Annotated in this window: 18 protein-coding genes; 9 read left to right on the top strand and 9 right to left on the bottom strand. The window is 72.4% G+C overall.

Annotated elements, in window-relative coordinates; genetic code table 11:
• Window positions 1–4: 4 nt before the first annotated feature.
• The 4 genes from IE242_RS21555 to IE242_RS21570 form a co-directional block, all read right to left on the bottom strand.
• Complete coding sequence (locus IE242_RS21555; RefSeq protein WP_189861713.1) at window positions 5–421, bottom strand: Fur family transcriptional regulator; 417 nt, start codon at window positions 419–421, stop codon at window positions 5–7.
• A 91-nt stretch (window positions 422–512) separates the two neighbouring features.
• The gene (locus IE242_RS21560; protein WP_189861715.1) at window positions 513–1415 is read right to left on the bottom strand and encodes a metal ABC transporter permease; all 903 of its coding nucleotides are present in this window, start codon (window positions 1413–1415) and stop codon (window positions 513–515) included.
• A 13-nt stretch (window positions 1416–1428) separates the two neighbouring features.
• A complete protein-coding gene (locus IE242_RS21565; protein ID WP_189861717.1) occupies window positions 1429–2196 on the bottom strand; it encodes a metal ABC transporter ATP-binding protein in 768 nt (255 codons plus the stop codon).
• Between the two features lie 26 nt (window positions 2197–2222).
• A complete protein-coding gene (locus IE242_RS21570) occupies window positions 2223–3221 on the bottom strand; it encodes a zinc ABC transporter substrate-binding protein (protein WP_189861718.1) in 999 nt (332 codons plus the stop codon).
• 206 nt (window positions 3222–3427) lie between these two features.
• On the opposite strand from IE242_RS21570, the gene IE242_RS21575 reads away from it, so the two are divergent.
• The 6 genes from IE242_RS21575 to IE242_RS21600 all read left to right on the top strand — a co-directional run bounded on the left by IE242_RS21575 (window position 3428) and on the right by IE242_RS21600 (window position 11161).
• Entirely contained in the window at window positions 3428–4810 is a 1383-nt protein-coding gene (locus tag IE242_RS21575) for a glycine--tRNA ligase (protein WP_189861721.1), read from the top strand.
• A 221-nt stretch (window positions 4811–5031) separates the two neighbouring features.
• On the top strand, window positions 5032–6036 hold the full coding sequence (locus IE242_RS21580) for an aldo/keto reductase (RefSeq protein WP_189861723.1): 1005 nt from the start codon (window positions 5032–5034) through the stop codon (window positions 6034–6036).
• 38 nt (window positions 6037–6074) lie between these two features.
• On the top strand, window positions 6075–6662 hold the full coding sequence (locus IE242_RS21585; protein WP_189861725.1) for a TetR/AcrR family transcriptional regulator: 588 nt from the start codon (window positions 6075–6077) through the stop codon (window positions 6660–6662).
• Between the two features lie 110 nt (window positions 6663–6772).
• The gene (locus tag IE242_RS21590) at window positions 6773–8293 is read left to right on the top strand and encodes a hypothetical protein (RefSeq protein ID WP_189861727.1); all 1521 of its coding nucleotides are present in this window, start codon (window positions 6773–6775) and stop codon (window positions 8291–8293) included.
• Window positions 8294–8432: 139 nt separating this feature from the next.
• Window positions 8433–9752 carry an AAA family ATPase gene (locus IE242_RS21595; RefSeq protein ID WP_229859223.1) on the top strand — a complete coding sequence of 440 codons (1320 nt, stop codon included), beginning with the start codon at window positions 8433–8435 and terminating at the stop codon, window positions 9750–9752.
• A 203-nt stretch (window positions 9753–9955) separates the two neighbouring features.
• On the top strand, window positions 9956–11161 hold the full coding sequence (locus tag IE242_RS21600; protein ID WP_189861825.1) for a vWA domain-containing protein: 1206 nt from the start codon (window positions 9956–9958) through the stop codon (window positions 11159–11161).
• 32 nt (window positions 11162–11193) lie between these two features.
• On the opposite strand, the gene IE242_RS21605 is transcribed toward IE242_RS21600, so the two are convergent.
• Window positions 11194–11652: a pyridoxamine 5'-phosphate oxidase family protein gene (locus IE242_RS21605; protein ID WP_189861730.1), complete on the bottom strand. Its 459-nt coding sequence runs from the start codon at window positions 11650–11652 to the stop codon at window positions 11194–11196.
• A 43-nt stretch (window positions 11653–11695) separates the two neighbouring features.
• Window positions 11696–12151 (bottom strand): VOC family protein, encoded by a 456-nt coding sequence (locus tag IE242_RS21610; protein WP_189861732.1) that lies wholly within the window; start codon window positions 12149–12151, stop codon window positions 11696–11698.
• An 80-nt stretch (window positions 12152–12231) separates the two neighbouring features.
• Here IE242_RS21610 and IE242_RS21615 point away from each other — a divergent pair, with 80 nt between their 5' ends.
• Window positions 12232–12843: a CGNR zinc finger domain-containing protein gene (locus IE242_RS21615; RefSeq protein WP_189861734.1), complete on the top strand. Its 612-nt coding sequence runs from the start codon at window positions 12232–12234 to the stop codon at window positions 12841–12843.
• Window positions 12844–12848: 5 nt separating this feature from the next.
• Entirely contained in the window at window positions 12849–13244 is a 396-nt protein-coding gene (locus IE242_RS21620; RefSeq protein ID WP_189861826.1) for an SRPBCC family protein, read from the top strand.
• A 62-nt stretch (window positions 13245–13306) separates the two neighbouring features.
• Here IE242_RS21620 and IE242_RS21625 read toward each other — a convergent pair whose 3' ends face one another.
• The 3 genes from IE242_RS21625 to IE242_RS21635 all read right to left on the bottom strand — a co-directional run bounded on the left by IE242_RS21625 (window position 13307) and on the right by IE242_RS21635 (window position 16312).
• Window positions 13307–13513: a hypothetical protein gene (locus IE242_RS21625; RefSeq protein WP_189861736.1), complete on the bottom strand. Its 207-nt coding sequence runs from the start codon at window positions 13511–13513 to the stop codon at window positions 13307–13309.
• A gap of 6 nt (window positions 13514–13519) precedes the next feature.
• Window positions 13520–14764: a MalY/PatB family protein gene (locus tag IE242_RS21630; protein ID WP_189861738.1), complete on the bottom strand. Its 1245-nt coding sequence runs from the start codon at window positions 14762–14764 to the stop codon at window positions 13520–13522.
• A gap of 102 nt (window positions 14765–14866) precedes the next feature.
• Window positions 14867–16312, bottom strand: coding sequence for an MFS transporter (locus IE242_RS21635; protein ID WP_189861740.1), 1446 nt, complete (start codon window positions 16310–16312; stop codon window positions 14867–14869).
• A gap of 95 nt (window positions 16313–16407) precedes the next feature.
• Between IE242_RS21635 and dusB the strand changes: the two genes are divergently transcribed.
• Entirely contained in the window at window positions 16408–17550 is a 1143-nt protein-coding gene (gene dusB / locus IE242_RS21640) for a tRNA dihydrouridine synthase DusB (protein ID WP_189861742.1), read from the top strand.
• Window positions 17551–17560 lie beyond the last annotated feature (10 nt).

A 17560-nucleotide genomic window follows, 5' to 3' on the forward strand; every position in this document is an offset into this window, starting at 1 on the left:
CCGGTCAGTCGCCGGAGGCGCTCGCGCACTCCGCGCACGTGCCGAAGATCTCCACCGTGTGCGCCACGTTCACGAAGCCGTGCTCGGCGGCGACGGCCTCCGCCCACTTCTCGACGGCCGGGCCCTCCACCTCGACCGCCTTGCCGCAGAGGCGGCAGACGAGGTGATGGTGGTGGTCGCCGGTCGAGCACCGGCGGTACACCGACTCGCCCTCGGTGGTGCGCAGGACGTCGACCTCGCCGGCCTCGGCGAGGGACTGCAGGGTGCGGTAGACCGTGGTGAGCCCGACCGAGTCGCCCTTGTGCTTGAGCATGTCGTGGAGTTCCTGCGCGCTGCGGAACTCGTCGACCTCGTCGAGCGCCGCCGCCACGGCTGCACGCTGCCGGGTGGAACGGCCCCGTACGGGTCCAGCGGTCGTCACCGTCGCCTCCTCCTCAGGTGTGCGCCTTGCCGGGCCATTGTGCCAGCACGGACCCGGCCCGGTCAGACGTCGCCCGGACTCCGGGCCCCCTTCAGCCACCGCGGCCGGCCGGAACCGTCTGTTCCGCCGACTCCGTGAGCACGCACTCCGCCGGGTCGCCCACGGGCCGCCCCGCGGCCTTCGCGCGCCGCTTGGCCAGCGGCGTCGCCAGCGCCGTGAGCAGCACGAACGCGGCGATGGTGAGCAGCACGATCGTCGCGCCGGGCGGCACGTCCTGGTAGTACGAGGTGACGGTGCCGCCGAGCGTCACGGTGACGCCGATGGCCACCGCGATCGCGAACGTGGCCGCGAAGCTGCGGCTGAGCTGCTGGGCCGCCGCCACGGGCACCACCATCAGCGCGGAGACGAGCAGCAGGCCGACGACGCGCATCGCGACGGTCACCGTGACCGCCGCCGTGACCGCGGTGAGCAGGTTCAGGGCGCGCACCGGCAGGCCCGTGACCCGGGCGAACTCCTCGTCCTGGCTGACGGCGAACAGCTGCCGCCGAAGGCCCAGGGTGACCAGCACCACGAAGGCCGCCAGCAGGCAGATCGCCGTCACGTCCTCCTCGGAGACCGTGGACAGGGAGCCGAAGAGGTACGAGGTGAGGTTGGCGTTGGAGCCGCCCGGCGAGAGGTTGATGAACATCACACCGCCCGCCATGCCGCCGTAGAAGAGCATCGCCAGCGCGATGTCGCCGCGCGTGCGGCCGTACCAGCGGATCAGCTCCATCAGCACCGCGCCGAGCACGGAGACGAGCGTGGCCATCCAGACGGGGGACCACGACAGCAGGAAGCCGAGACCGACGCCCGTCATCGCGACATGGCCGATGCCGTCGCCCATGAGGGCCTGGCGGCGCTGGACGAGGTAGATGCCGATCGCGGGCGCGGTGATGCCGACGAGGACGGCGGCGAGCAGCGCCCGCTGCATGAAGGCGTAGTTCAGGATTTCCATGGTGCGTGCCTTCTCAGCTCAGCAGACCGGTGCGGATCGGGGCGGCGTCGGCCGCCTCGTGCGGGTGGACGTGGTCGTGGCCGGGCAGCGCGTGCTGGCCCACGGCCTTCGGCGGAGGACCGTCGTGGACGACGCAGCCGTCGCGGAGCACGACCGCGCGGTCGATGAGCGGCTCCAGCGGGCCCAGCTCGTGCAGGACGAGCAGCACGGTCCTGCCCTTGCCGACCTCTTCGCGCAGGGTCGCGGCGAGGACCTCCTGGCTGGCCAGGTCGACGCCCGCCATGGGCTCGTCCATGATCAGCAGGTCGGGTTCGGAGGCGAGGGCGCGGGCGATCAGGACGCGCTGGTGCTGGCCGCCGGAGAGGGCGTTCACCGAGTCCTTGGCGCGGTCCGCCATGCCGACCAGCTCCAGGGCGTGGCGTACGGCCTCGTGGTCGGCCTTGCGCAGCATGCCGAAGCGGGCGCGGGAGAGCCGGCCGGAGGAGACGACCTCCGTCACCGTGGCGGGCACGCCGCCCGCGGCCGTCGTGCGCTGGGGGACGTACCCGACGCGCTTCCAGTCCCGGAAGCGGGCCCGGGGGGTGCCGAAGAGCTCGATCTCGCCGGAGGCGACCGGTACCTGTCCGATGACGCTGCGTACGGCCGTCGACTTGCCGGAGCCGTTCGCGCCGAGCAGCGCGACGACCTCACCGCGGTTCACGGTGAGGTCGATGCCGCGCAGGACGGGGCGCGAGCCCAGTTCGGCGCGGACGCCGCGCAGGGATATGACGGGCTCGCTCACAGGTGCCTCCAGAACGGTCGTTCGGCTCACTTGGCGCCGAGGGCGGTCTGCAGCGCCTTGAGGTTGGACTCCATGACCTCGATGTAGTTCTCGCCCTTGGACTTGTCGGTGATGCCCTCGAGCGGGTCGAGGACGTCGGTCTTCAGGCCCGCGTCCTTGGCGAGGGTCTTCGCGGTCTTGTCCGATACCAGTGTCTCGTAGAACACCGTGGTCACGCCGTCCGCCTTGGCCTCCTCCTGGAGCTCCTTGATCCGGGCGGGGCTGGGCTCGCTCTCCGGGTCGAGACCGTTGATGGCCTCCGCGGTCAGGCCGTAGCGCTCGGCGAGGTAGGTGAAGGAGGCGTGGTTGGTGAAGAAGACCTTGGTCTCGGTGTTCTTCAGGCCGTCCTCGTACGCGGTGTTCAGCGCGTCGAGCCGGCCGGCCAGGTCCTCGGCGTTCTTCTTGTAGTCCGCGGCGTTGTCCGGGTCGGCCTTCTCGAAGGCCTTGGCGACGCCCTGGGCGATCTCGGCGTACTTCACGGGGTCGAGCCAGACGTGCGGGTCGAGGCCGCTCTCCTCCTCCTCGGAGTGCTCCTCCTCCGCGTGCTCCTCGCCCTCGTGCGCGTGGTCGTGCGAGACGTCGCCGTGGTCCTCCAGCGTGGTCAGCGTGGCCGCGTCGATCTTGTCCTTGACGCCGGACTGCGCGACGGCCTCGTCGACGGCGGGCTGGAGGCTCTTGAGGTACAGCACCGCGTCCGCCTCGCCCAGCCCGGCGGTCTGCTTGGTGCTGAGCTCCAGGTCGTGCGGCTCCTGGCCGGGCTCGGTCAGGGTGGTCACGTTCACGTGGTCCCCGCCGATCTCCTCGGCGAGGTACTGGAGCGGGTAGAACGACGCGACGACGTCGAACTTGTCGGTGTTGCCCTGTGCGGCGCTCGAGTCGGAGGAGCAGGCCGAGAGGGCGCCGATGCCGAGGGCGGTGGCCGCCGCGACCGCGGTGCCGGTGATCAGGGGTCGTCGACGAAGTCGTATGCCGTTCATGACACCCATTTTCAACAAATATGGAAACCGTTGTCAACAAAGAGTCGTCCCGGGTACCGATTTGATTGCAGGGGAGCCTCCGCCGGTAACCTGAAGCATTCGCTCTGAAGCAACGCTCCGAGGCGGCCTGGAGCGGCGGTTCCGACCGTCGCGGATCGCCCTGATCGCCCGGAAGTGGTCGCTTCGTCGCCCGTCGTCGTAATGAAGAGAGCACCGTGGCCGCCGACAAGATCGACACCATCGTCAGCCTGAGCAAGCGCCGTGGCTTCGTATTCCCGTGCAGCGAGATCTACGGCGGTCAGCGCGCCGCCTGGGACTACGGACCGCTGGGTGTCGAGCTCAAGGAGAACCTCAAGCGCCAGTGGTGGCGCTACATGGTGACCTCGCGCGAGGACGTCGTCGGTATCGACTCGTCCGTGATCCTGGCCCCCGAGGTGTGGGTCGCCTCCGGTCACGTCGCCACCTTCACCGACCCGCTGACCGAGTGCACCTCCTGCCACAAGCGGTTCCGCGCGGACCACCTGGAGGAGGCGTACGAGGAGAAGAAGGGCCGCGCCCCGGAGAACGGCCTCGCCGACCTGGCCTGCCCCAACTGTGGCAACAAGGGCACCTTCACCGAGCCCAAGCAGTTCTCGGGCCTGCTCTCCACGCACCTCGGCCCGACCCAGGACAGCGGCTCCGTCGCGTACCTGCGTCCCGAGACCGCGCAGGGCATCTTCACCAACTTCGCCCTGGTGCAGGGCGCCGCGCGCAAGAAGCCCCCGTTCGGCATCGCGCAGATGGGCAAGTCCTTCCGCAACGAGATCACGCCCGGCAACTTCATCTTCCGCACCCGCGAGTTCGAGCAGATGGAGATGGAGTTCTTCGTCAAGCCGGGCGAGGACGAGAAGTGGCAGGAGTACTGGATGGAGCAGCGCTGGAACTGGTACACCGGCCTGGGTCTGCGTGAAGAGAACATGCGCTGGTACGAGCACCCCAAGGAGAAGCTCTCCCACTACTCCAAGCGCACCGCGGACATCGAGTACCGCTTCCAGTTCGGCGGCAGTGAGTGGGGCGAGCTCGAGGGCGTCGCCAACCGCACCGACTACGACCTGAGCGCCCACTCCAAGGCCTCCGGCCAGGACCTCTCCTACTTCGACCAGGAGGCCGGCGAGCACTGGACCCCCTACGTCATCGAGCCCGCGGCCGGTGTCGGCCGCAGCCTGCTGGCCTTCCTCCTCGACGCCTACGTCGAGGACGAGGCGCCCAACGCCAAGGGCAAGATGGAGAAGCGTACGGTCCTGCGCCTCGACCCGCGCCTGTCCCCGGTGAAGGTCGCGGTGCTGCCGCTGTCCCGCAACGCGGAGCTGTCCCCGAAGGCCAAGGGCCTCGCCCAGGCGCTGCGCCAGCACTGGAACGTCGAGTTCGACGACGCCGGCGCCATCGGCCGCCGCTACCGCCGCCAGGACGAGATCGGCACGCCGTTCTGCGTGACGGTCGACTTCGACACGCTGGACGACAACGCGGTGACGGTGCGCGAGCGTGACTCGATGAAGCAGGAGCGGGTGTCGCTGGACCAGATCGAGGGCTACCTGGCGAGCCGGCTGATCGGCTGCTGAACGCTCCGCTGAACGCGTACATGCCCACCGGGTGGGCCGGATCCTTCCGGCCCACCCGGTTTTTTGCTGCCGGTCTCTGCTTCCGGGGCCCGGTTTCCGCTTCCGGGGGATGAACGTGTGACAGCTGACAGATATTGAAATCTGTCAGCTGTCATGCCAGGCTGGGTACACGTCCTCCGCGGGGCCCGTCCCCACGGATCACGACAACCCAAGGAGTCCGCATGCGCACCGTCTCCCTCGGCAACACCGGCCCCCGCGTCTCCGCCCTCGGCCTCGGCTGCATGGGTATGTCCGCGCTGTACGGAGAGGCGGACCGGGCCGAGTCCGTCGCCACGATCCACGCCGCGCTCGAAGCGGGCGTGACCCTGCTCGACACCGGCGACTTCTACGGCATGGGCCACAACGAGATGCTGATCGGCGAGGCGCTGCGCTCCGCCCCGGCGGCGCGGCGCGAGCAGGCGCTGGTCAGCGTGAAGTTCGGCGCACTGCGCGACCCGGACGGCGGCTGGTCGGGGTACGACGGCCGCCCGGCCGCGGTGCGGAACTTCGCCGCGTACTCGCTCCAGCGCCTCGGCGTCGACCACATCGACGTCTACCGGATCGCCCGCGTCGACCCCGATGTGCCGATCGAGGAGACCGTCGGCGCCATCGCGGAGCTGGTGGAGAAGGGGTACGTACGGCACATCGGCCTGAGCGAGGCCGGGGCCGAGACCGTCCGGCGCGCGGCCGCCACGGCACCGGTCTCCGACCTCCAGATCGAGTACTCGCTCATCTCCCGCGGCATCGAGCGGGACATCCTGCCGACCACGCGCGAGCTGGGCATCGGCATCACCGCGTACGGCGTGCTGTCGCGCGGCCTGATCTCGGGCCACTTCACGGCCGACCGGCAGCTGGCCGCGGGCGACTTCCGCGCCCACTCGCCCCGCTTCCAGGGCGAGAACCTGCGGCACAACCTGAACCTGGTCGAGGCGCTGCGGAAGATCGCCGACGACAAGGGCGTGACGGTGGCCCAGATCGCGATCGCCTGGGTGCTGTCCCGGGGCGAGGACATCGTGCCGCTGGTGGGCGCCCGCCGCCGGGACCGGCTGACGGAGGCGCTGGGCGCGCTCGACGTCACGCTGGAGGAGGCCGAGCTGAAGGCGATCGAGGAGGCGGTCCCGGAGGGTGCCGCGGCGGGCGAGCGCTACCCGGAGGCGCAGATGGCCCACCTGGACAGCGAACGCTGACCGCCGGCGACCGGAACCGGCCGGGTACGGTCTTGCCCATGGCACCCACCTCCGAGACCCTCACCGCCGCGCGCATCCTCGAGGCCACCGAGGAGGTGCTGCGCCGCCACGGCCCGGCGAAGGCCACCGTCGTGGACGTGGCCCGGGCGCTCGGGGTCAGCCACGGGAGCGTGTACCGGCACTTCCGGACCAAGGCCGCGCTGCGGGAGGCCGTCACCGAACGGTGGCTGGACCGTACGTCGGCGTCCCTCTCCGGCATCGCCGCCGGGGACCGCGACCCGGAGGCGCGGCTGCGGGACTGGTTCACGGCCCTGTTCACGGCCAAGCGCCACAAGGCGGGCGACGATCCCGAGCTCTTCGCCACGTACATGGTGCTGATCGGTGAGAACAGCGCGGTGGTCGACCGGCACATCGCCGATCTGACCGGCCAGCTGACGGAGATCGTCCAGGACGGCGTCGGGCGTGGCGTCTTCACCTCCGCCGCCCCTGCGACCACGGCCCGCGCCCTCTTCGACGCCACCGGCCGCTTCCACGACCCGTGTTACGCCCGCGACTGGGAACAGCCCGGGATCGAGACGGAGTTCGACGCGGTGGTGGAGCTGGTGCTGCGGGGGCTGCGGGCCTGAGCCCGCGGGACGGCGGGCTGACAGATCGTCATCGTGCTGGTTAGGATGCGCGGGATGATGAACTTCTCCTCGTGTGGATTGGGGGAATCGTTCGTGCAAGGTGAGCGCTGATGGCGTATCACCTCGCGAACCGGATTCCGGCCCATCTGTTGATGTGGCAGCGCGTGCGTGAGTACGCCGTGCCACCGTCCATGATCGAGACCGCGACCGCACGGCGTGCGGCCGGTGACTGGGCGGGGGCCTGCGCCGCCGCCCGGATCGACGTCGATCTCGATCTGCGCGCCGTGCGCGACCGCCACGGCACCGAACTCGTCACCCGTATCCGCTCGGATCTGCGCCGACTGGCACCGGATCTGCTCCGCTGGCACATGCCTCGGATCGCCCCGGACGGGCGGCTCCGGCCCGGCCTCACCGTCTCCCTGGCCCGTTACCGGGATTACGGCGCCACGACGGCGCACCTGGTGGTGCGCACACCGCCGGCCTGGGCGGACGCCGGGCAGCGGATGTCCCTGGCCCTGTGGGACGGGTCCGGGGACCGTGCTCCCGCACGCCATCCGCATCCGCATCCCGACCGGCGTTTCCGGCTCGATCTGCACCGGCATCTCTGGGACGCCGGACGGAGCGGCGAACTGGCGCGGCGGTGCGGTGCCGGCGGCCCACCGTCCATGGCGCCGCCCGACCGGCCCACCCGCCACGACTCCCCCTGGGCAGTGGCGTGTTGGGCCGCCGAGGCGGAGTTGCTGCTGCGGGCCGAGGGACGGCGCCCTCGCGGGGCCTTCACCGTGCGGCTCGGCGCGCGGAACCGCGCAGTGCTCGAACTCGTCGGGCCCGATGACAGTCACGTCCCGGCGTATCGGCAGCTGCGGGAGGCGCTGCCGCCGCAGGAGGTCGCGGCGCTTCCGGTGCTGCCGGAGGCGGCGGCCCGGGTCCTCCCGGACCTGGAACTGCTGCGGACCGGGCTGGTCACGGCCGAGCGGCTGCATCCGCTCGTCGCCGCGGCGCTGACGGGCTTCGGACCGGTGGCGGTCTCCGGATCGGTGACGGCCGCGGGTCCGGTGGCTGCGCCCGGCTCGGCACCGATGGCGGCCGGTCCCGCCCACGGTCCGGGCGATCCGCACCGAGTGGAGTGCCGGGGCGAGGTCCACCGGATCGCGCTGCGGGACGGGGTGCTGACGGCGATCGATCACGACCCGGCCGAGCTGCGGCGGGAGGACCTGCTGGTGGCGCTCGGCGGTCCCGCGCTGCCCTGCCTGCGGGCGATCGACGCGGTGCACCGCGACCCGGCGGAACTTCCCGCGGTCCGGGAACGGCTCGGCCACGGTGACGTCGCCGGGGCACTGGCCGTGGTCGAGGGGCTGCTCGGGCCCGGCGCGGTCCTGCGTGACGGACCGCTCCGGGAGGAACTGGAGTCGGCCGCGGCCCGCCGCATCGACCACGGGCTCTTCCGCTCGGGTCTGGTCGCGGTGCACCCCGGTGCCGGTACCAGGACCGGTGCCGCAGGGGGCGGGGACGCCTCAGGCGTGAGGCCGGCGGAGACGGGCCACCGTCCCCGGCTCGACCGCCGTACGCCTCCCTCGATCCGCCGCAAGCGGAGCAGCCGGGCCCGGCCCCGCACCAGCTTGACCTCCTGACCTCCTGACCTCCTGACCGGCTGACCGGCTGCCTCCGCCGGAGTACCCGGTCCCCTTCCCGCGCTGTGCGTCGGCGCCGCACGCCCCACGACATCCGGACAGACCGTCCTCTCCCTTCTCCCACCCCCAGGTGATGCCCATGACCTCCAGCACCCTCCTCCCCTCCCCGGCCCCGGCCGCCGACCAGCCCGCACCCACCCCCGCCGGCGCATCCGTGACCGGCACCCGGCTCGCTCTCGCCGACGACCTCCTGACCCTCCTGCGGACGACCACCACCGAGCCGCGCCCCGACGAGCAGCTCGAAGCGCTCACCCTTGCCGTCGCGGCGGACCTGCCCGTGCTGCTCTGGGGCGAGCCGGGCATCGGAAAGACCGCGGCCCTGACACAGCTCGCCGCCTCCCTCGACCTGCCGCTGACGACCGTGATCGCCAGCGTCCATGAGCCGTCCGACTTCTCCGGGCTGCCCGTCGTGGGGGACGACCCGGCGGTGCAGGGGGTACCGATGGCTCCGCCGCAATGGGCCGTGGAGCTCGTACGGGCCGGGCGGGGGCTGCTCTTCCTGGACGAGCTCTCCACCGCCACCCCGGCCGTCCAGGCCGCGCTGCTCCGGGTCGTCCTGGAGCGGAAGGTCGGTGCGCTGCACCTGCCCCCGGGGGTACGGATCGTGGCCGCCGCCAATCCGCGCGCGTCGGCGGCGGACGGATGGGAGCTGAGCCCGCCGCTGGCCAACCGGTTCGTGCATCTGTACTGGGTGCACGACCGGGAGGTAGTGGTGCGCGGGCTGGGCGGGGTCTGGCCCCGGGCGGAACTGCCCCGGCTGCAGCCGGAACGGCTGGCGGAGGCGGTGGCCTTCGCCCGGCGAGCGGTCTGCGGCTTCCTGGAGGCCCGGCCGACGCTGATCCACCGGCTGCCGAGCACCGAGACGCGGCGCGGCGGTGCCTGGCCCTCGCCCCGGAGCTGGGAGGCCGCCTTGACCCTGCTGGCCTTCGGCACGGCGGCCGACGTCTCCCGGGAGGTGCTGGCGCTGCTGGTGCGGGGCGCGGTGGGGGACGGACCGGGGCTCGAACTCCTCGCCCACCTGGACCGGATGGACCTGCCGGACCCGGAGTCGTTGCTGGCCGATCCGCCCACCGCCGAGCTGCCGGTGCGGGGCGATCTGCGGCAGGCGGCGCTGGAGGCGGTGGTGGCCGCCGTGGGGGCGCGGCCGGAGCGCGCACGGTGGGAGGCGGGCTGGGCGGTGCTGGTCCGGGCACTGGAGACCGGCGCCCCGGACCTGCTGGTCGCCCCGGCGGCGGCGCTGGCCGGGTTGCGGCGCGACGACTGGGAGGTACCGGAGGCGGTGGAGCGGCTGGCCGGGGTCGTGGGGGTGGCTCGGCGGGCGGACCGGTCGGTGGAGCGGTCGGCGGAGCGGGCCGCGGCGGCGGCCGACGCCGGGCGTGCGACGGGGGGACGCCGATGACGGGGGTCGCGAAACGCCCGGGACCGCACCCGTTGCCGCACCCGTTGCCGCATCCGGTGCCGCGCCCGATGTCCCGGCCCGCGCCGCCGCGCCCGGTGCGGGCCACCGTGCCGGGGCCGCCGGCCGGCTCCGGTGAGCCGGTCGGCTCTGGTGGGCCGGCCGGCTCCGGCGGGCCGACCGGCCCACCCGGACTGCCGCTCGACCTGGAGAAGTTGCTGGCCGCCCGGCTGCACGCGGTGAAGGTCCGTCCCTACCTGGCCGCCGCGCTCTTCGCGCTGCACGTGGTGGAGGACCGGTCGGTGCCGACGATGGCGGTGGACGCGCACTGGCGCTGCTACGTGTCGCCCGGCTTCGTGGCGCGCACCCCGGTGGAGGAACTGGCGGGCGTCTGGGTGCACGAGGTCTCCCATCTGCTCCGGGACCACCACGGGCGGGGCGAGCGGTATGCGCGGGAGCACGGGGAGCACGGGCCGGGCGAGAGGCTGCGGCGGAACATCGCCGCCGACTTCGAGATCAACGACGACATCTACGGTGACGGCCTGCCCCTGCCCGCGGGGGCGGTGCTGCCCTCGCTGCTGCGGCTGCCCGAGGGGCTCCTGATGGAGGAGTACCTGCGCACGGCGTCGATGTCCGGGCTCACCGCCGACCTGGCCTGGCTGGACTGCGGCAGCGGCGCCGACGGACAGCACCGGCCGTGGGAGCTGGGGCCCGACCGGGCACACGGGCTGAGCCGGCAGCAGCGGGACGCGGTCCGCTTCCGGGTCGCGGAGGGGATCAAGGGCCGGCCGGGCGACGCGCCGGAGGGGTGGCGCCGTTGGGCGGACGAGGCGTTCCATCCGCCGCAGCCGTGGAAGCAGTTGCTGGGGGCGGCGGTCCGCTCGGCGGCGGGTGCGCCGGGGGTGGGCGAGAACCACAGCTACCGGCGTCCGTCCCGGCGTTCGGCCGGTGTCCCGGGAGTGCTGCTGCCGAGCCTGCGCCGTACGCCGCCCCGGGTCTGCGTCGTGATCGACACCTCCGGGTCGGTGAGCGACGCCGAGCTGGGCAGTGCGCTGCTGGAGGTGGCGGCGATCTCGCGGGCCGTGGGCGGGCGGCGTGACCTGATCTCGGTGATCTCCTGCGACGCGGCGGCCGGGGTCGCCGTCCCGCTCTGCCGGGCCGAGAACATCGAGCTGGTCGGCGGCGGGGGAACGGACCTGCGCTCCGGTTTCGCCCGGGCGCTCCGCTCCGGGCCCCGCCCGGACGTGATCGTGGCCCTGACGGACGGTCAGACGCCGTGGCCCTCCGCGCAGCCGCCCTGCCGTACCGTCGTCGGTCTCTTCCCCCGCCCCGCCCGTGCCGTGGACGAGGAGGACCCCGACTACGTTCCGGACACCCCGCCGTCCTGGGCGCGTGTCGTCACCATCGGCTGAGGCGGGCGGTGGCGCGAGCGGGAGGAGCCTGTCTAACCGTCGACGTCGAGCGCCGTCCCGTACAGCCGGTCCACCTTCAGCCGGATCACCACCCGGCGTTCGGCGACCAGCTGCTCCAGGAACGCGTTCTCGTCCTCCGGGCGCATGTCCTCCGGCAGCATCGCCAGCACCTCCTGCCCGACCTCGTCACCGGGGACCGTCGTGATCCCGGAGATCTCGGCCTCGCCCTCGGCGACGGCGAAGGACCACACGTCGTCGCCGGGGACGTGGAGGGCCGCGCGCGGCTCGCGCCGCAGGTGCTTGACCTTGACGCGGTCCGCCGTGGTGAAGAACCGCACGACGCGGGCCTCGGGGTCCCAGCTGTAGAGCATGGTGGTCAGGTGGGGGTGGCCACTGCGCTTGACCGTGGCGAGGGTGCCGAAGCGCTGCTCGCCGATGAGGGCGGACAGGGCTTCGTCGGACAGGACGCGGGGGCCCGGGCGTTGAGTCATGACAGGAGCAACTCCCTTGCCCGGTACGGCTATTCCGATGTCCCTAGGACACGCAGAACTCGTTGCCCTCCGGGTCCCGCATCAGCCACCAGTGGCCCGCCGGTCCCTTGTCCATCTCCTCCACGCGGGTGGCGCCGAGCGTCTCCAGGCGGGCCACCGTCTTGTCGCGTTCGCCCGGGGCGGCGTGGACGTCGATGTGCAGGCGGTTCTTCACCGTCTTCGGCTCGGGGACGTCCTGGAAGAGCAGGCGGCGGCCCTTGCCGATGCCGGTGAAGGGGTCGTACGGGTCTTCGGGGTGCCGGACGGCCGCGTAGCCGCGGAAGGCGCGGCGGCCGTGGTGTTCGGTGACCGCCGCCTCGGGGAGGTCGCCCGCCGTGAGCAGGTGGTCGATCAGTGCCGTCTGGTCCTCCACCGCGTACTCCAGCGCGGCGGCCCAGAAGTCCGCCAGGGCGAGGGCGTCGCGGGTGTCGATGACCAGTTTCCAGTTCAGTGCCGTCATGTAACCAGTTATATTGGTTACAAGAGTTCGTCGTCCACGGGTTCAGCGGAATCAGGGTGGTGGTCGTGCCGGGAATCGTCATGCGCTCCGCAGCGGGCAACGCCTATCACTTCGATGCCGGGGCGCTCTGTCTCGAACTGCTCACCACGGGCGGACCCGGCGCCTTCGGCCGGTACGAGATCCTCCAGGAGCCCGGGGACCTGGCCGCCTGGGCCGAGCGCTCAAGGATCACGCCCACACCCGTGCTGCGGCTCACCGAGCCGGACGTCGACCTGGCCCGGCGGGTGCGCGACGCACTGTTCCGTACCGTCGTCGCGCGGACGTGCGGGGGACTGCCCGAGTTCGGGGTGCCGGCCGGCACCCGGGCGGACCTCGACGTCCTCAACGAAGCGGCCGCCCGGCCGCCCCTGGTCCCCGTGATCGGGGAGGCGGAGGAGCGGGCCTGGGCCGGGCCGGCGACCGGGGCCCAGCTGCTCTCCACCGTCGCCCGCGACGCCGTCGACCTGCTCACCGGGCCGTACGCGGAACGCGTCCGCATGTGCGCCGGCGAGCGCTGTTACCTCGTCTATGCCGATGTCTCCCGGCCCGGCCGCCGCCGATGGTGCTCGATGGAGCACTGCGGCAACCGCCACAAGGTGCGGGCCCTGCGTGCGCGCCGGAGCGAAGAGAAACCCGAGGAAGGGGAAGGGTGACCGTCGTGACCACCGGACTCACCAAGGACGCCGGCTGGCAGATCGGGGTCTCCCGTACGCTGCCCCATCCGCCGGACGCCGTATGGGACTTCATCAGCGGAGCGGACGGCCTCGCTCTCTGGCTCGGACCCGGCGCCGTGCTCGAACCGGAGCGCGGAGCGCCGTACGGGACCGCCGGAGGCGTGGGCGGCGAGGTGCGCGGCTACCGTCCGGGAGACCGCATCCGGGTCACTCACGGCACCACCACCGTCCAGGTCGCCCTCCGGGCCGCCCCGGGCGACCGGACCCGGCTCCGTTTCCACCAGGAGCGGTTGGCGAGCGCAGCGGAACGCGAGCGGCGACGCGCCCACTGGCAGCGGGTGATGGACCAGGTCGCCGCCGCGCTCGACGGGCCGGCCTGACGCGCGCCGCGCTCTGCGCCGCCGGGCCGGCCCTCGGTCACGCCGCCGGGCCGGCCCACCGGTCACGCCGCCGTGGGGTCAACCGTCGCCTGATGAGCCTCGGCGAGGTGTTCCTCCGCCTTCAGCCACGGCAGGAACTGCGCGCCCCGGTGCCAGCCGCACGTGTCGCAGCTGAGCGTGCGCTGCACTCCCGAGCGGCGTACGTGGACGGTGTGCAGGCGCCCGTGCTGGTCCCAGCGGCTGACCTTGCTCCTGTTCGTCTGTGGCACGGTTCCTCAGTGTGGCCCGTTGGCGACCGCGGCCGCCATCCGCAGGACCGCCTCGGTGATCAGGTCCGGGGACGTCGCCAGGTTCAGCCGGACGAACCCCGCCCCGCCCGTGCCGAAGTCCTGCCCGGAGTTCAGGGCGACCCGGCCGCGCCGGAGGAAGACGTCCGCCGGGTCGTCGCCGAGGCCGAGCTCCCGGCAGTCGAGCCACGCCAGGTAGGTGGCCTCCGCGGGGGTGTAGCGCACCGCGGGGAGGTACTCGGCGAGGAGACCGGCCAGCAGCCGGCGGTTGTCGTCCAGGCCGGAGAGCACGGCGTCGAGCCAGTCGCCGCCGTCCCGCAGGGCCGCGGTGTGGGCGATCACGCCGAGGTGGCTGGGGCCGTGGCCCACCTCCTCGGGCAGCCGGGCCAGATCGTCGGCCGCGGCGGGCCCGGCGATCGCGACGGCGGCCTTCAGCCCGGCCAGGTTCCACCCCTTGGACGCCGACATCAGGGACAGCCCGTTCTCGCCGCCGGGCACGCTCAGATACGGCACGAACGACGCGCTCTCCGACACCAGCGGGGCGTGGATCTCGTCCGCCACGACACGCAGGCCGTACGCCCGCGCCAGCCGCGCGGCCCGGGTCAGCTCGTCGGCGGTGTGCACGGTCCCGGTCGGGTTGTGCGGGCTGCACAGCAGGTACGCCGGCCGGCCGGTGTTCCGGCTCGCGCCCCGGGCGGCCCGCATGAAGGCGCCCTCCAGCGCTATGAAGTCGATCCGCCCCTTCGGGTCCAGCGGGGCCTCGATCACGGGACGTCCCATGTGGCGGACGAACTGGTAGAAGGGTGGATACACAGGCGAGTTGACCACGACGGGATCGCCCGGCCCGGAGACCAGCTTGAGCATCTCCACCACGCCCAGCATCACATCGGGCACGATCGCCGTGCGTCTCACCGTTAAGCCGTCCCAGTCCCACCGCTTGCGGGCGAACTCGGCGAGCGCCTCCGCGTACGCCGTCCCGGCCGGGTAGCCGGTGTCGCCCAGCGCGACCGCCTCGGTGATCGCCCGCGCGACCGGCTCGGCCAGCGGGACGTCCATCTCGGCCACCCACAGGGGGAGGACGTCCTCCGGGTAGGTCCGCCACTTCATGCTCGTGCGGCGCCGCAACTGGCCCAGGGAGAGCCGGTGCAGCGGATTCGCGCCGTCGTCGGCGGGCGCGGTGTCGGTGGATGCGGCGTCGGTGGATGCGGTTATGCGATCAGATGCCTGCGTCATATGCCACAGCGTGACGCAGGCCCCATGCGTCACGCCAGAGGGAGAGGGTCGGTTTGCCTGAATATCAGGCGTACTTTTGCGACATCCCGTCTACGCGTCCGCTCAGCGCCGTACGCCCGCCGCTTTCCGGATCTCCGGGCTCTCCAGACGCTCCGCCGTCCGCTCGGCCGTGCGGCGCGCCCAGGGGCCGGTGGTGAGCGCGCCCACGGCCAGTACGGCGAGGCCGCAGCCGGTGAGGATCCACCAGCCGGGCCGGGCGGCGGACACGAAGGAGTCCGCGTACGACGACGAGCTCACCCCCGCCGCCAGCACCGCGCCGATCACCGCGACGCCCAGCGTCTGGCCGAGCTGGCGGCTGGTGGAGGCGACCGCGGCGGCGACCCCGGACTGCGCGCGGGGCATGCCGGAGACGGCGGTGTTGGTGATGGGGGCGTTGACGAAGCCGAAGCCGATGCCGAACAGGACGTACCCGATGAAGAGGGTGGCGTTCCGCGTCTCGGCCTCGAAGACCGCGAACAGCAGCCCGCTCATCGTCATCGCGCACCCGGCGACCAGCAGCGGGAGGCGCGGGCCCCGGCTGCCGACGAGACGGCCGGAAAGGGGCGCGCAGGCGAAGGTCATGAACGCCATCGGCAGCATCCACAGGCCCGCCTCCAGGGCATTCAGGCCGCGCACGTTCTGCAGGTACAGGGTGGACATGAAGAGGAAGCCGCCGAGCGCCGCGAACGCGCTGACCGCGATCACCGTCGCCCCGCTGAACGGTGCCGAGCGGAAGAAGCGCAGGTCGATGAGGGGTTCGGTGCGGCGTCGCTCGTACCACAGCAGGCCCAGCAGGGCGGCCAGGGCGACCGCGCCGAACGGCAGGACCGTGCCGGCGCCCGCGTGCGGCGCCTCGATGATCGCGTACGTCAGGGAGCCGAACAGCACGATCACCAGGAGCTGCCCGACGGGGTCGGGGCGGCGGGCCTTCGGTGCGCGGGACTCGGGGACGAAGCGCAGGGTGAGCAGCAGCGCCGCCAGGCCCACCGGCAGGTTGATCCAGAAGATCGAGCGCCAGCCGACGGACTCCACGAGCAGCCCGCCGACCAGCGGGCCGGCCGCCATGGAGATGCCCACCACCGCGCCCCACACACCGATCGCGCGGGCGCGCTCACGCGGGTCCGTGAAGGTGTTGGTGATGATCGACATGGCGACCGGGTTCAGCATCGAGCCGCCGACCGCCTGCACCATGCGGAAGGCGACGAGCCAGTTCAGGTCCGGGGCGAGGGAGCAGAGCACCGAGCCGATCGTGAAGACCACCAGGCCCGCCATGAAGACGCGCTTGCGGCCGATCCGGTCGGCCGTCGAGCCCGCGAGCATCAGCAGCGAGGCGAGGACGAGGGTGTACGCGTCGATCGTCCACTGCAGACCCGAGACGCTCGCGTCCAGGTCGCGCTCCATCGCCGGCAGGGCGACGTTCAGGACGGTGTTGTCGAGGCTCACGATCAGCAGGCTCATGCAGCAGATCGCGAGCACCAGCAGACGTCGGCGGTGGCTGAGCTCGGGCATGTGTTCCATCGTAGGCCAGCTTAAGTAGTGCGCCTAACTAATGACCAATACACCGGGTACCGGTGCGAGCAGTCGGCATGGGCGACAATGGGGGAATGCCCACGTCCTTCTCCCCCCTCAGCATCGGCCCGCACACCGTCCGGCCGCCCGTCGTGCTCGCCCCCATGGCCGGGATCACGAACGCGCCGTTCCGCACGCTGTGCCGCGAGTTCAGCGGGGGCAAGGGCCTGTTCGTGAGCGAGATGATCACGACCCGGGCGCTGGTCGAGCGCAACGAGAAGACCATGCAGCTGATCAAGTTCGACGCGAGCGAGAAGCCGCGCTCGATCCAGCTGTACGGCGTGGACCCGGCGACCGTCGGCAAGGCCGTCCGCATGATCGTGGACGAGGACCTCGCCGACCACATCGACCTGAACTTCGGCTGCCCGGTCCCCAAGGTGACGCGGAAGGGCGGCGGCTCGGCCCTCCCGTACAAGCGGAACCTGCTCCGCGCGATCCTGCGCGAGGCCGTGTCCGGGGCCGGTGACCTGCCCGTCACCATGAAGATGCGCAAGGGCATCGACGACGACCACCTCACCTACCTCGACGCCGGCCGGATCGCCGTCGAGGAGGGCGTGACCGCCATCGCGCTGCACGGCCGGACGACGGCCCAGCACTACGGCGGCACGGCCGACTGGGACGCCATCGCCCGCCTGAAGGAGCACGTGCCGGAGATCCCCGTCCTCGGCAACGGCGACATCTGGTCGGCCGAGGACGCCCTGCGCATGGTCCGCGAGACCGGCTGCGACGGTGTGGTCGTGGGCCGCGGCTGCCTGGGCCGCCCGTGGCTGTTCGCGGACCTGGTTGCCGCCTTCGAGGGCCGTCACGACGGGTTCGCGCGCCCGACGCTGCGCGAGGTGGCCGACGTCATGGTCCGCCACGCCACGCTCCTCGGCGAGTGGATCGGCGACGAGGCGCGCGGCGTCATCGACTTCCGCAAGCACGTGGCCTGGTACCTCAAGGGCTTCGCGGTCGGCTCGGAGATGCGCAAGCGCCTCGCGATCACGTCCTCGCTGGAGGAGCTGCGCTCCGGCCTCGACGAGCTGGACCTCGACCAGCCCTGGCCGACGGGCGCCGACGGCCCGCGCGGCCGCACTTCCGGCAACAACCGGGTGGTCCTCCCGGACGGCTGGCTGAAGGACCCGTACGACTGCGCGGGCGTGAGCGAGGACGCGGAGCTGGACACCTCCGGCGGCTGAGAGCTCCCCG

The sequence above is a fragment of the Streptomyces poonensis genome (assembly GCF_014650915.1).
Taxonomy (GTDB): Bacteria; Actinomycetota; Actinomycetes; order Streptomycetales; family Streptomycetaceae; genus Streptomyces; species Streptomyces poonensis.

Coding starts and splice junctions, on each gene's coding strand:
- IE242_RS21570 (WP_189861718.1), bottom strand. CDS start 3,221: ATGGGTGTCATGAACGGCATACGACTTCGTCGACGACCCCTGATCACC.
- IE242_RS21590 (WP_189861727.1), top strand. CDS start 6,773: ATGGCGTATCACCTCGCGAACCGGATTCCGGCCCATCTGTTGATGTGG.
- IE242_RS21615 (WP_189861734.1), top strand. CDS start 12,232: ATGCGCTCCGCAGCGGGCAACGCCTATCACTTCGATGCCGGGGCGCTC.
- IE242_RS21605 (WP_189861730.1), bottom strand. CDS start 11,652: ATGACTCAACGCCCGGGCCCCCGCGTCCTGTCCGACGAAGCCCTGTCC.
- IE242_RS21630 (WP_189861738.1), bottom strand. CDS start 14,764: ATGACGCAGGCATCTGATCGCATAACCGCATCCACCGACGCCGCATCC.
- IE242_RS21635 (WP_189861740.1), bottom strand. CDS start 16,312: ATGCCCGAGCTCAGCCACCGCCGACGTCTGCTGGTGCTCGCGATCTGC.
- IE242_RS21585 (WP_189861725.1), top strand. CDS start 6,075: ATGGCACCCACCTCCGAGACCCTCACCGCCGCGCGCATCCTCGAGGCC.
- IE242_RS21560 (WP_189861715.1), bottom strand. CDS start 1,415: ATGGAAATCCTGAACTACGCCTTCATGCAGCGGGCGCTGCTCGCCGCC.
- IE242_RS21595 (WP_229859223.1), top strand. CDS start 8,433: ATGACCTCCAGCACCCTCCTCCCCTCCCCGGCCCCGGCCGCCGACCAG.
- dusB (WP_189861742.1), top strand. CDS start 16,408: ATGCCCACGTCCTTCTCCCCCCTCAGCATCGGCCCGCACACCGTCCGG.
- IE242_RS21610 (WP_189861732.1), bottom strand. CDS start 12,151: ATGACGGCACTGAACTGGAAACTGGTCATCGACACCCGCGACGCCCTC.
- IE242_RS21580 (WP_189861723.1), top strand. CDS start 5,032: ATGCGCACCGTCTCCCTCGGCAACACCGGCCCCCGCGTCTCCGCCCTC.